The organism is Plantactinospora sp. A48 (assembly GCF_055793945.1).
This window is the reverse complement of record NZ_JBTIXF010000024.1, coordinates 61,256-74,227: the sequence shown is the minus strand read 5'-3', so window position 1 is coordinate 74,227 and position 12,972 is coordinate 61,256. Positions and strand designations below refer to the sequence as shown.

General features: G+C 73.1%; 10 protein-coding genes. 4 read left to right on the top strand and 6 right to left on the bottom strand.

The window, feature by feature from the left end:
* Positions 1 to 35: 35 nt before the first annotated feature.
* Positions 36 to 998, bottom strand: coding sequence for an AraC family transcriptional regulator (locus tag ACXN5W_RS15050; protein WP_473158893.1), 963 nt, complete (start codon positions 996 to 998; stop codon positions 36 to 38).
* Between the two features lie 159 nt (positions 999 to 1,157).
* Here ACXN5W_RS15050 and ACXN5W_RS15045 point away from each other — a divergent pair, with 159 nt between their 5' ends.
* Positions 1,158 to 1,997: an NAD(P)H-binding protein gene (locus ACXN5W_RS15045; protein ID WP_473158892.1), complete on the top strand. Its 840-nt coding sequence runs from the start codon at positions 1,158 to 1,160 to the stop codon at positions 1,995 to 1,997.
* A 26-nt stretch (positions 1,998 to 2,023) separates the two neighbouring features.
* Here the strand turns inward: ACXN5W_RS15045 and ACXN5W_RS15040 are convergent, their stop codons facing one another.
* Both ACXN5W_RS15040 and ACXN5W_RS15035 read right to left on the bottom strand, forming a co-directional pair.
* Positions 2,024 to 2,716: a response regulator transcription factor gene (locus tag ACXN5W_RS15040; RefSeq protein WP_473158891.1), complete on the bottom strand. Its 693-nt coding sequence runs from the start codon at positions 2,714 to 2,716 to the stop codon at positions 2,024 to 2,026.
* Entirely contained in the window at positions 2,713 to 4,047 is a 1,335-nt protein-coding gene (locus tag ACXN5W_RS15035; RefSeq protein WP_473158890.1) for a sensor histidine kinase, read from the bottom strand. The genes ACXN5W_RS15040 and ACXN5W_RS15035 overlap by 4 nt, the downstream gene beginning before the upstream one ends.
* Before the next feature lie 201 nt (positions 4,048 to 4,248).
* On the opposite strand from ACXN5W_RS15035, the gene ACXN5W_RS15030 reads away from it, so the two are divergent.
* The 3 genes from ACXN5W_RS15030 to ACXN5W_RS15020 all read left to right on the top strand — a co-directional run bounded on the left by ACXN5W_RS15030 (position 4,249) and on the right by ACXN5W_RS15020 (position 9,111).
* Positions 4,249 to 4,686, top strand: coding sequence for a DUF6220 domain-containing protein (locus ACXN5W_RS15030; protein ID WP_473158889.1), 438 nt, complete (start codon positions 4,249 to 4,251; stop codon positions 4,684 to 4,686).
* On the top strand, positions 4,683 to 6,824 hold the full coding sequence (locus tag ACXN5W_RS15025) for a multicopper oxidase family protein (RefSeq protein WP_473158888.1): 2,142 nt from the start codon (positions 4,683 to 4,685) through the stop codon (positions 6,822 to 6,824). The genes ACXN5W_RS15030 and ACXN5W_RS15025 overlap by 4 nt, the downstream gene beginning before the upstream one ends.
* Before the next feature lie 115 nt (positions 6,825 to 6,939).
* Positions 6,940 to 9,111 (top strand): MMPL family transporter, encoded by a 2,172-nt coding sequence (locus ACXN5W_RS15020; protein WP_473158887.1) that lies wholly within the window; start codon positions 6,940 to 6,942, stop codon positions 9,109 to 9,111.
* A gap of 37 nt (positions 9,112 to 9,148) precedes the next feature.
* Here the strand turns inward: ACXN5W_RS15020 and ACXN5W_RS15015 are convergent, their stop codons facing one another.
* From ACXN5W_RS15015 to ACXN5W_RS15005, 3 genes are read right to left on the bottom strand one after another with little or no spacing between them, the layout of a single operon-like run.
* Complete coding sequence (locus tag ACXN5W_RS15015; RefSeq protein WP_473158886.1) at positions 9,149 to 11,044, bottom strand: IucA/IucC family protein; 1,896 nt, start codon at positions 11,042 to 11,044, stop codon at positions 9,149 to 9,151.
* Positions 11,041 to 11,652 (bottom strand): GNAT family N-acetyltransferase, encoded by a 612-nt coding sequence (locus ACXN5W_RS15010; RefSeq protein WP_473158885.1) that lies wholly within the window; start codon positions 11,650 to 11,652, stop codon positions 11,041 to 11,043. Before ACXN5W_RS15010 ends, ACXN5W_RS15015 begins: the two co-directional genes overlap by 4 nt.
* Complete coding sequence (locus tag ACXN5W_RS15005; protein ID WP_473158912.1) at positions 11,649 to 12,944, bottom strand: lysine N(6)-hydroxylase/L-ornithine N(5)-oxygenase family protein; 1,296 nt, start codon at positions 12,942 to 12,944, stop codon at positions 11,649 to 11,651. Before ACXN5W_RS15005 ends, ACXN5W_RS15010 begins: the two co-directional genes overlap by 4 nt.
* Positions 12,945 to 12,972 lie beyond the last annotated feature (28 nt).

Below are 12,972 nucleotides of genomic sequence, written 5' to 3'. Positions count from 1 at the left end.
AGCTTTCGGAACCGGCGGAACGGACCCGTGGTCCGTCAGTCCGCCGGACCGGCGGCCGTGGTGTCGGTCAGACCCGCGCGGCTCGCGCTGCGGTAACCACCCGGGGTGGTGGCGTACTCGCGTCGGAAGGCCTTGGCGAAGGCGAACGCCGAGCCGTAGCCGACGGCGGCGGCCAACTGGTCCAGGGTCTTGTCGGTCTGCCGGAGCAGCCGCGCCGCGGTGGTCATCCGCCAGCGGGTGAGATAGGCCAGCGGCGGCTCGCCGACCAGGGCCCCGAACCGGCGGGCGAACGCGGCCCGGGACAGCCCGGCCGTGCCGGCCAGTTGCTCGACCGTCCATGCCCGGGCGGGTTCGGCATGGATCGCGGCCAACGCTCGCGCGGTCACCGGATCGGCAAGCGCCGCCGACCACCCGTCCGCGTTGCCCGGATGGGCCAGCCAGGCGCGCAGCATGTACACCAGCAGGGCGTCGACCAGCGACGGCGTGACGGTGGTCGCGCCCGGGGGCTGGACCTCCAACTCGTCCGCGAGGAGTTCGACCATCGCGCGCAGGCCCCGGTGCCGGCCGGGCAGCGCCGGCAGGTGCATCACCTCCGGCAGGTCCCGCAGCAACGGGTGCGGGCGGTGCCGGTGCAGCCGGTACGCGCCACACACGATCGTCGACCGAGCGCCCGCCCCCGGTACGACCATCCGACCGAACGACGCGGACTCCGAGCCGCGCTCCGGCGCGAAGTCGACGAGGGGAACTCCCGGGGTCGAGACGATGGCGTGGGTGGCACCGCGCCCGAGCAGCACCACGTCGCCGGCACCGAGCGGCACGGATTCGAACTCCGCGCCGCCGGGCAGCGCGGTCAACCAACACGATCCCTGGAGGACCACGTGGAACGCGGCGCCCGTGATGTGCTCGAAGCGCAGCCCCCAGGGCGCGTACGCCTCGGTGTGCGCCGCGACGGGAGTCCCGATCCGCAGGGCCGTCAGGACATCCGCGAGTACGTCCACCGGGCCACGGTAGCTCGTCCTCGTCGCCGAGACACCGGGCCGACGAGCAACCGGGCGACGAGACGCCGGGACAATGACACGCGCGTTTCAGCCATTATCCGTCTCGGCGGTCCCGCCTAGCGTGGCAGTCAGACAACACCGAGGAAGTGGGGGAACGAGATGACGGTCTGGGTGGAGGGCGCCACGGGCAAGGCGGGCCGACGGGTGGTGGCGGCGCTGGCGGACGCCGGGATCCCGGTGCGCGCGGCCAGTCGCCACCCCGGTACGCCGTCCCACGGCGTGACGCCGGTGCGGTTCGACTGGTACGACCCGACGACCTGGTCCGGCGCGCTGGGCGACGCCGACACGCTCTTCGTCAAGGGGCTGGACAGCGACGAGAGGGCCAGCCGGATCATCGCCCGGCTGATCGCCTCGGCCCCGCGCGTCCGGCGGGTGGTGCTGATGTCGGCGATGGGCGTCGACAGGTCACCGACCGACGCGCCGCGGCACGCCGTGGAGCTGGCGGTGCGGAACTCCGGAGTGGAGTGGACCATCCTGCGGCCGAACTGGCTGTTGCAGAACTTCGACGAGGACGACGCCGTGTACGCCAGGGCGATCCGCGAGGACAACGCCTTGTACGCGGGCAGCGGCGAGCGGGCGGTCAGCTTCGTCGACGTCCGGGACGTCGCCGACGCCGCCGTCGCCGTACTGACCCAGGACGGGCACCACGGGCGTGGTTACACCCTCACCGGTCCGGCGGCGGTGACCTTCGGCGAGGTGGCGGCGGTGCTGGGTGACGCCGCCGGCCGGCCCATCCGGCACGTCGACGCGAACCCCGCCGAGCACCGGGCGCACTTCGCCAGATCCGGCCGCCCCGACGCCTGGGTCGAGCACATGATGTACCTGTTCGAGCTGATCCGGGCCGGCGCGTTCACGACGGTCACCGACGACGTCCGGCAGCTCACCGGCAACCCGCCGCGCACGCTTGAGGCGTACGCGAAGGAGGCGTTCGCCGGTTGACGGTGCGGCCCGGCGCGGCCGCGCGGTCAGCCGTCGGGGCTGACGAGACCCGTCTGGTACGCGATGACCACCAGCTGCGCGCGGTCGCGTGCGCGCAGCTTGGCCATCGCGTGGCTGACATGGGTACGCGCGGTCGCCGGGCTGAGGAACAACTCGGCACCGATCTCGTCGTTGCTCAGGCCCCGGCCCACCAGGGCCAGCACCTCCCGCTCGCGGTCGGTGAGCACCGCGAGCCGGTCCTGAGCGGCGCTGGCGGCCGAGCGCCGCGCGGTGAACTGGCCGATGAGCCGGCGGGTGATCCGGGGCGCCAGCAGGGCCTCGCCGGCGGCGACCACCCGGATGGCGTGCAGCAGTTCGGCCGGCCCGGCGTCCTTGAGCAGGAAGCCGCTGGCGCCGGCCCGCAACGCCTCGAAGACGTGGTCGTCGGTGTCGTACGTGGTGAGGATGAGGATCCGGACCCGTTCCAGCCCGCGCATCTCGGTGATCCGGGTGGTGGCCTGGATGCCGTCCAGTTTCGGCATCCGGATGTCCATCAGGACGACGTCGGGCCGGGTGGTCCGGGCGGCCTCGACGGCCTCGACCCCGTTGGTCGCCTCCGCGACCACGACAATGTCGTCCTCGACGTCGAGCAGGAGTTTGAAGCCGGATCGGACCAGCCCCTCGTCGTCGGCGAGCAGCACCCTGATCGCGGCGGGGGCGTCCACCGCTGCGGGGTTCACCGGCGCGACCCGACCGGTACCAGCGGCAGCCGGGCGGTGACCTCGAACCCGCCGTCCGGGGTCGGCCCGGCGTCCAACTCCCCGCCGAGCAGCTGACAGCGCTCGCGCATCCCGGGGATCCCTCGGCCGCTTCTGCTCGATTCGCCCGTGCCGTCGCCGGCCGGCCCACCGGCCGAGCCGACACCGGGCGACCCACCGGCGGAGCCGACACCGAACGACCCACCGGCGGAGCCGGCGCCGGGCGACCCACCGGCGGAGCCGGCGCCGGGCGACCCACCGGCGGCACCGGGGCCGGTACGCCGGCCCTCGTCGGTCACCCGGATCTCCAGGACGTCGACGCCCGGGTTCAGCGCGACTCTCACCCGGGTCGGACCGGCGTGCCGGATCACATTGGTGATCGACTCCTGGAGAATCCGGTACGCGGCGCCGCCCACCGCGCTCGGCAACGGCGTCACCGGAGGGGTCGTCTCGAGCGTGACGTCCAGTCCGGCGTCCCGGGCCTTGGCGGTGAGCTCATCGATCTGCTCCAGGCCGGGATGCGGCGCCCGGCCGTCGTTGTCGTCCCGGAGCACCCCGAGGATGGCCCGCATCTCCCGCAGCGCCCGGGAACTGGTCTGCTCGATGGCCCGCAACGCCGCGCGGGCCTGCTCCGGTCGCTTGTCGAGCACGTGCGCGGTGACCCCGGCCTGCACGTTTATGATCGCGATCGCATGCGCGACGGTGTCGTGGACCTCGCGGGCGATCCGCAACCGCTCGGCGTCGACCCTTGCCCGCGCCTCGTCCTCGCGGGTCCGTTCGGCCAGTTCCGCGCGCTCCTGGGCCTCGGCCGCGATGACCCGCCGCGACCGGACGGACTCGCCCAGCGCGGCGCTCATCACCGTGTCGCCGATGCGGAAGAAGACCCAGCCGATGGCGGCGCGTGGTTCGATGTCGGCCGCCGCGACCAGCCACCCCACGGTGAGCACCGTGGTGCCCACGCTGGCGATCACCAGTGAGCGGCGCCCGTCACCGTAGGCGGTGACCGTGTAGAGCGCGACGAACAGCCCGAGCCAACCGGGCCCGTCCGGAAAGTCGAGACCAAAGTAGAGCAGGCTGGCGAGCGCGGCGGTGCCGAACACCGCCACCGGCCACCGACGACGGACGATCAGCACCAGACCGCTGACCACCAGCAGTGCGAAACCGAGGTTTCCGAGGTCGGTGAGCGGGCGCGGGGCCACCTCACCGCCGGCCCGGGCCAACGTGCCCTGCACCTGCATCGTGGTGACGAAGAGCGCGAGCAGCACATCCAGCGTCGCCCCACGCAGTGCGGACGACCCCGCGCGGCGTTTCATGCGGTGAGCCTACTGTCCCCGCACCCTGGCGATGCTCCGCCCAGACGCGCGACCCGCTACGCCGAGCGGCGTAGTCGGAACCGGACCGGCTACGCCCAACTGCGTAGCCGCCGCCATCCGTTGCCCGAGGCCACGACGACGGCACCGACGCGATGATCAGCGGCGTGACCGATCACCCTCATCCACCTCGGGGAGCGCGCCATGCGTAGATTCTTCGCCGGCCTGGCGGCCCTGCAACTGCTGGCCGTCGTCGCGCAGTTCTTCCTGGCCGCCAGTGGAGCCTTCGACACGGCGCCCCGGGACGAGTCCTTCCAACCGCACCGCCTGCTGGGCGCCGGGATCGTCCTGCTGGCGGTCCTGTTGACCATCGTCGCCGCGACAGCCCGGATGCCTGGACGGATCATCGGAATGAGCGGCCTGGTCGCCGGGCTCGCGGTGGCGCAGAGCGTGATCCGGGCCATCGCCACGGCGCTGGACGGCTCCGCCGGCAGCACCACCGCCGGCCGGCTCGTCTTCGGCCTGCACGCGGTCAACGGTCTGGCGATCCTGGCCGCCGCCGGGATGATCACCCGACAGGCCGGGCTGCGGGCCAGGCCGGCCGGATCCGGGTCCACCGCCCCCACCCGGCCCGCGCGATGACCACCGGCCGGTGGATCATCCTGGACCATCTCGTCGCGCTGCTGTGCGTCGTCACGTGGTTCGCGGCCGGCGTCAGCCTGACGCTCCGGCGCGTCCGGTCGGCGCTCGCGCTCCTCGTCGCGGCGGTGCTCGTGACGCTGGTCCGGGTGGCCACCGTGGCGGTCCTGGCGAGCCAGGGCTGGTGGTTCGCGCAGGAGAAGGTGCTCCTGGGGTTACCGATGCTGGGCGTCACCGGTGCCGCCGCCGTGCTGCTGGCCGGACCACGACTGCTCGCGGCACGGCGGACACCCGACGCGGCACGGCGGGGCGACGGCGCGGTGGCGGCGGACGCCGGCGTAACGGTGGGCGCCCAAGTCTCGGTGCTCACCGCGGCGTACGCGGCGCTGGCCGGTCTGGTGGTGACCTTCCTGGCCGGATATCCGCTCACCGCCGGCCCGGCGCTGATCACGATCGCGCTGGTGGGCGCCGGCGCGCTGCTGACCGCCCGGACCCTCACCCCCGTCCCCTCCCCCCGCACGCAGCCGGAGCCGGAGCCGGAGCCGGAGCCGGGGTTGGGCGGAGGCGAGCACGCCCCCGCAGCCCAGCGAGCGCAGCCGGAGCCGGGGTTGGGCGGAGGCGAGCACGCCCCCTCAGCACAGCCGGAGCCGGCGGACGGGCGCGGGGTTGCCCGCCGCCGGCTCCTCGGCTGGGCCGGTGGCGCGGTCGTGCTGACCACGGCCGGTGCCGGCACCGGGCTGTCGTTCCGGGCCGCTGAACCGGTCAGCACGGGAGGCGGCCCGCACCATCCGTCCCGGGCGGCCGTGTCGGTGGCCGACCTGCGGGGCCCCGACTCACCGGCACCGGGCGGCGCGGTGCGGCGGCACGTGCTCACCGCGCGGAAGGCCACCGTACGGCTGCCGTCCGGCCGGCGGGTCGACGCCTGGACCTACGACGGCGAACTCCCGGGTCCGGTGATCACCGCGACCCAGGGTGACCTGATCGACGTACGGCTGCGCAACACCGACATCGCGGGCGGGGTGACCCTGCACTGGCACGGCTACGACGTACCGTGCGGCGAGGACGGCGCGCCGGAGGTGACCCAACCGACCGTGGAACCCGGTACGGACTTCGGTTACCGGTTCCGCGCCGACCAGGTGGGTACCTACTGGTACCACACCCATCACGCCTCCCACCTCGGTGTCCGCAGGGGACTGTACGGAACCCTCGTGGTCCGGCCGCGCGCCGGACGGGAGGCCGACGGGGAGGACCTGGACCTGGTCCTGCCGGTGCACACCTTCGACGGCACCGTCGTGCTCGGCGGCAGCGACCTGCCGACCGAACAGCCCGTGACCGCCGGTACGCCGGTGCGACTGCGGCTGGTCAACACCGACCCGGACCCGCACCGGATCGTCCTGGTCGGTACGCCGTTCCGGGTGGCGGCCGTCGACGGGCGGGACCTCAACGGGCCGGCCGAGGTCAGCGACGTCGGGCTGCGGCTGCCGGCCGGTGGGCGGTTCGACCTGGTGTTCCGGATGCCGGACGCCGCCGTGGCGCTCCTGGTCGACGACGATCGGGCCGGCGGACTGCGGCTGTCCCCGGGTGCCGGCACGTCCGACGGTGCCGGCACGTCCGGCCCGGCACGCGTCCCCGACACCTCCGGCCGGCCGGAACTCGACCTGCTGCGGTACGGGACCCCGGCCGCCGTACCCTTCGCCACCAGCGCCCCGGACCGGCACTTCACCATGGTCCTCGACCGCGGGGTGGCCATGGTGGACGGCCGGCCGGCGTACGCGCAGACCGTCAACGGCCGGGGCCATCCCGGTATCCCCGACCAGCTGGTCGCCGAGGGCGACCTGGTCCGGTTCACCGTGGTCAACCGGAGCCTGGAGACGCACCCGTGGCATCTGCACGGCCATCCCGTGCTGGTGCTGTCCCGGGACGGGACACCGTCGACCGGCAGTCCACTGTGGGTGGACACCTTCGACGTCCGGCCGGGTGAGCGGTGGGAGGTCGCGTTCCGCGCGACCAACCCCGGCATCTGGATGAACCACTGCCACAACCTGCCGCACGCCCACCAGGGAATGATGCTGCGGCTCCGCTACGACGGCGTCACGACGCCGTTCGGCGGCTCGCCAGGCATGAGCGCCCACCAGCACTGAGCCAGCCGACGGCACTGAACCAACCCACCAGCACCGAGCCAACCCACCAGCACGACCGGCCCGCCGGGCGCCTGGACGGCCCGCGGTGGGTACCCGACCAACCGAGGAGAAGACGATGCCGACCGAGACCGCCCGTACGGACGGGATTCTGGCGGGACTGGCCCGGTTCTGTCATCGGCGCCGCCGGCTGGTCCTGCTGACCTGGGTCGTCGGCGTGCTCGCCCTGGCGTTCGTCGGCTTCCGTTACGGCGCCGCCGCCGACAACGGGTACGCCAGCGGACAGTCCGACTCCGCCAGGGCACAGGTCCTGATCGAGCGACACTTCCCCGAGTCGCGGGGTGACACGCTGACCCTGGCGATCAGGGCCGATCGGGGCATCGACGACCCCGCCGCCCGGCGGAGGATCGAGCGGGTCATCGCCGATCTGGACGCCGCCGCCATCACCGGGCCGGTGCTCTCGCCGTACCAGGACGCGGCGCTGGTGACGAAGGACCGCCGGATCGCCCGCACGACGATCCCGCTGACCGAGGAGGACGTCGACAAGGCCAGCGTGAAGTCCCTGGTGGACACGGTCCGGGGCGCCTCCGGTGACGGTGTGACGCTGGGGCTGGGTGGGGCCCGGGCGGAGAAGGCCGAGACACCCCCGCAGGGGCCGGCCGAGGGGGTGGGCCTGCTGGCCGCGGCGGTGGTGCTGTTCATCGCCTTCGGGTCGCTGGTGGCGATGGGCCTGCCGATCGTGACCGGCCTGCTGGCGGTGCTCGGCGGAATCGCCCTGATGAAGCTCGTCGGGCACGCCGTTCCGGCGCCGGACTTCACGGTGCTGGTCGCCGTCCTGATCGGGCTCGGGGTCGGCATCGACTACGCGCTGTTCATCCTGACCCGTTACCGGGACGGCCTGCGGAACGGCGACGATCCCGAGACCGCCACCGTGCGGGCCATCACCACCGCCGGTCGCGCGGTGCTGTTCGCCGGTACGACCGTCGTGATCGCGCTGCTGGGCCTGATCGCCATGGGGCAGCGGATGATGGCCGGGGTCGCCGTCGGCGCGGCGGTGACCGTGCTGATGACGATGATCGCGGCGGTCACCCTGCTGCCGGCCTTCCTGGGCTTCGTCGGCCGCCGGGTCGACGCGCTGCGGCTGCCCCGCCGCGCGGCCCGCCGGACCGGCGGGGTGCCGGCGCGGGAACGCCACACCCCCGCCGAGCGCTGGGCCGCCGTGGTGCAGCGCCGGCCCCTGGTCGCCGCGGTCCTGGCCGGGACCGGACTGCTGGTGCTGGCCGCTCCCGCGCTGTCGATGCGGCTGAGCCTGCCCGACGCCAGTGTCCAGCCCCGGGACCGCAGCAGTTACACCTCGTACGCGATCCTCTCGGCCGGCTTCGGTCCCGGCTACGGTGCACCGCTGATCTTCGCGGCCGAGGTGGACTCCGCGCACCCCGATCCGGGTCCCGTCGTCGAGGCGGTCCGGCGGACCGAGGGCATCGCCGGGGTCACGCGGCCCCGGGTGAGCGCGGACGGGCGGGCGGTCACCTTCATGGCCTTCCCGACGACCGGGTACCAGGATGAGGCGACGGTGGACCTGGTCCACACGCTGCGCGACGACGTGCTGCCGGCGACCAGCGGTGGCGCGGTGGTCCACGTCGGCGGCCCGAACGCCGGCGCGATCGACTTCGCCCGGGACACCAGTTCGCGGCTGCCCCTGATGATCGCGGTCGTCATCGCGCTGTCCCTGGTGCTGCTGGTCGTGCTGGTCCGGTCGGTCGTCATCGCCCTACAGGCCGCCGTGCTGAACCTGCTGTCGATCGGCGCCGCCTACGGCGTACTGGTCGCCGTCGTGCAGTGGGGGTGGCTCGGCCGGATCCTCGGTTTCCCCACCGACATGCCGATCACCACCTGGGTGCCGATGATGATGTTCCCGCTGCTGTTCGGCCTGTCGATGGACTACGAGGTCTTCCTGGTCTCGCGGATCCGGGAGGAGTACGAGCGCACCGGCGACACCCGCACGGCCGTCACGCGCGGGCTGGCCGGGACCGCCAAGGTCATCACGGCCGCCGCCGCCATCATGATCGTCATCTTCACGACCGCCCTACTCGGCCCGGACGTCTCGGTCAAGCAGATCGGTCTGGGCATGGCCGTCGCCGTACTCGTCGACGCCACCGTGGTCCGGATGGTCCTCGTACCGGCGGTGATGGAACTGTGCGGCCGGGCCAACTGGTGGCTGCCCGGACGCCGGACGCCGGGCGCGACCCCGACCGGGCCGGCCAGGGTCCCGGAGCCGGGGCGGGTCTGAGCGCACCGCCCACCGGTGAACCGCCCGCGCGGGCGCTTCACCGGCCCGGAGCGTACGGCGCCAGCGGGTTGGCCAGCGTGCCGACGAGTTGCAGCGCGCCGGACGGGTCGGTGAGGTCCACCATCTGCTGGTTGTCGCGCAGTTGGAGCCGGTTGAGGCAGGACAGCTCGAACCGCGCGCCGAACAGGTCGTACCGCCGGGCCCGGTCGGCGAGCTGTGGCACGGCGGCGAAATAGGCGGTGGCGCAGTCCGCGACCGTGCGCCAGAACGCCTCCTCGGTGAGGGCCCCGGCCTCCACCAGGACACCGGCGAGGTGCCGCAGGAAGGAGTCCAGCACGTCGGTGAACAGGGACAGCAGCCGCAGCTGCGCAGGGACGGCCGCCCGGATCCGTTCGACAGGTGCCGGCAGCGGCCGGTCCGGGCTCAGCACGGCGATCTCCTCGGCGATGTCCTTGAAGATCACCCGTTCGACGCGGTCCCGGTCGTCGAGGACGAGGATGACGTTCTCGCCGTGTGGCATGAACACCAGGTCGTGGGCGTAGAAGGCGTGCAGCAGCGGGGTCAGGTAGGCGTCCAGGTAGCGGCGCAGCCACTGCGGGGCCGGCAACCCGGACCGGTCGACCAGCGCCGCGGCGAGGGAGCCCCCGTCGCGGTCGACGTGCAGCAGCGACGCCATGGTGGCCAGCCGCCGGCCCGGTTCCAGGCCGGGCACCGGGCTCTCCCGCCACAGCGCCGCGAGCATCTTCCGGTACGGGGAGTACCGGTCGGTGGCCCCCTCGTACTGCCGGTGCCGGTAGCCGACCGCGGCCCGTTCCCGGATGACGGTGAGCCGGCTGGCCCGGAACACCTCGTCGGTGGCGATCAGGTCGGCGAGCCAGTCGTTGATGGCCGGGGTGGCCGCCATGTACGCCGCCGACAGGCCCCGCAGGAAACCCATGTTGAGCACGGACAGCGCGGTCTTCACGTAGTGCCGGCGCGGCTCGGTCAGGTTGAAGAAGGTCCGGATCGACTGCTGGGCGCGGTACTCGTCGGGGCCGGGGCCCAGGTACACCAGCCGGCGCCGGGCGACCTCGCCGGCGAAGGTGACGCTCAGCCGGTGCTCCCACTGCCACGGGTGGACCGGGATGAGCACGTGGTCGGCGAGGTCGAGGCCCAGCCCGGCCATGGTGTCGGTGAACCGGGCCAGGGTGTCCGGGCCGAGTTCGCCGCGGACCAGGGTGGCGTAGTCGAGGTCCGTGGCGCAGTTGAACTCCGCGTGCTCGCGGTGCGCGGCCAGCCAGATCAGCCGGACCGGGCGGGCGGCCTCCGGGGCGTACCGATGATATTCGTCAATGCCGAAGCCGAGCCGGCCGTTGTTGGCCACGAAGCAGGGATGGCCCTCGGTCATCGCGCTCTCGATGGTCTGGAAGTCGGCCGCCGCGAGGTCGGCGGCGGACACCGGCGGTCGCCGCAGCTTGTACGCGATGCCGGCCAGGGTGGAGGTGATCTCCTCCAGGTAGACCGGGAGGACCCGGTCGGAGAGGCCGAGCGTGGCGCGCAGCTCGACGATCAGGTCGACCGCGTCGAGCGGCAGGGACACGCCGGCACGCTCCCGGGTGATGCTGTCGGCGTCGACCAGCCAGTGGTCCAGGGCCAGCACCCGGGCGGAGAACCGGTACGTCACCGTCCCGTCGTCGCCGCGGACCGCGTACCAGGTGGGGTCGGGACCGGGTGGCGGGCCGGGCTCGGTCGCGGTCTTCGCGTCGGGGTCGGCTCCGGGGCCAGCGTCGGGTGCGGCGCCGGTGGGTGGGGCCGGCTCCCCGGCGTCGACCAGCCGGTGCGGAACGATCAGCCGCTCGTGCGCGAACTCCGCGAGCGCCTTGCGGACCAGCAGCCGGTTGGCCCGGTCCCACAGCGCCGGGTCGAGGTGGGCGACGGACTCGGCGCCGGTCACGCCGGGGCTCCTTCCGGGCCGAGGCCGGCGGCGCCGCCCACGCCGGCGGAAGTGGCGGCCAGGAAGCGGGCGTGGGTGCAGATGCTCAACAGGGCGTCCTTCTCGGGTTTGCTGACGACGCCGACGACCTCGAAGCCGACGGCCGCGTTCAGCGCGTGGACCGCGGTGTTACGGACGTCCGGTTCGACCACCACCCGCCTGGTCGCCGGGTCGGTGAACAGCCAGGCCAGCACGGTGGTGAGCACCGCCCGGGTGAACCCCGGCGCGGGGGTGTCGGTGGGTGCGGTCAGGAAGTGCATGCCCACGTCGCCGGGGCGGGCGTCGTACAACCCGGCCAGCTCGACGCGGGCCGGGTCGTACCGTTCGGCCAGGAAGGCGGGCCGGCCGCGCCACGTCCCGAGGAAGGCGTCGTGGTGCGGATCCGCGGCGATCCGCCGATATTCCTGCGCCACCCGTGCCACGTCGGCGTCCTGGAGGAGCCAGAACACGGCCTTCGGGTGGGTGACCCAGCGGTGCAGCAGGGCCGCGTCCGCGTCCGGGTCGAGGATCCGCACCGCGAACTCGCCGAGCCGGTCGTCGGTCCGGGCGAAGACGGTCGGAGCTGTCACGACGCCGCCTCCGCCGGGACGCCGAACTCCTGGAAGGTCACGCTCGGCTCGATCGGGTAGTGCTCGCGACCGAGCAGTTCCCGGATGATCCAGGAGTTGCGGTACGCGCCCATGCCCAGGTCCGGTGAGGTGATGCTGTGCGTGTGGGTGCCGGCGTTCTGCAGGAAGATGCCCCGGCCGGTGACGTCGATGCTGTAGTTGCGGGCCACGTCGAAGCGGCCGTGCGCGTCCCAGCGGATCCGGTGCCGGACGGGGTCGAGGAACGCCGGGGTGCGGTAGCGGTAGCCGGTGGCCAGCACCAGCCCCTCGGTGCGCAGGTCGAAGTCCCGGTCCTGCTCCACCTGCCGCAGCCGCAGCGCGTACGTGCCGTTCGACGCGTCGTACCCGACGCCGGTCAGCTCGGTGTTGGTGAGCAGCCGGGTGGGCAACGGGCCGGCCACGCTGCGCTCGTAGAGCAGGTCGAAGATGCCGTCGACGAGGTCGCCGCTGATCCCCTTGAACAACCCCTTCTGCTCGGACTCCAGGCGGTAGCGGGTCGGTTCGGGCAGGGCGTGGAAGTAGTCCACATAGTCCGGTGAGGTCATCTCCAGGGTGAGCTTGGTGTATTCCAGGGGGAAGAACCGGGGCGAGCGGGTGACCCAGTTGAGCTGGTAGCCGTACGTGTCGAGGTCACCGAGCAGGTCGTGGTAGATCTCCGCGGCGCTCTGCCCGCTGCCCACGACGGTGATGCTGCGCTTGCGGCGCAGGGCGGCGCGGTGTTGCAGGTAGGTCGAGTTGTGTATCGCGTCGCCGGGCAGCCCGTGGCAGGCCGGCGGCAGGTGCGGCGGGGTGCCGGTGCCGAGCACCAGGTGCCGGGCCCGGTAACTGACCGTCTCGCCGGTGCCGAGCCGGGCGTGTACCACGTACCGGTCGTCGCTCTCGTCGTGTTCGACGGCGGTGACCTCCTGGCCGAACCGCAGGTTGGGCAGCTTCGCCGCGGCCCACCGGCAGTAGCGGGTGTACTCGCCGCGCAGGGGATGGAAGTTCTCCCGGATGTAGAACGGGTAGAGCCGTCCGGCCTCCTTGAGGTGGTTGAGGAACGAGAACGGCGACGTCGGATCGGCCAGGGTGACCAGGTCGGCCAGGAACGGGGTCTGCAACCGGGCCCCGGGCAGCAGCATGCCGGGATGCCAGTCGACGTCCGGGCGGGCCTCCAGGAACACACCGTCGAGTTCCCGCAGCGGCGCGGTGAGGCAGGCCAGCCCCAGGTTGTACGGCCCGAGGCCGACGGCGACGAAGTCGTGGGTGGACATCCGGCCCTCCAGGTCGGGTTCGCCGAGC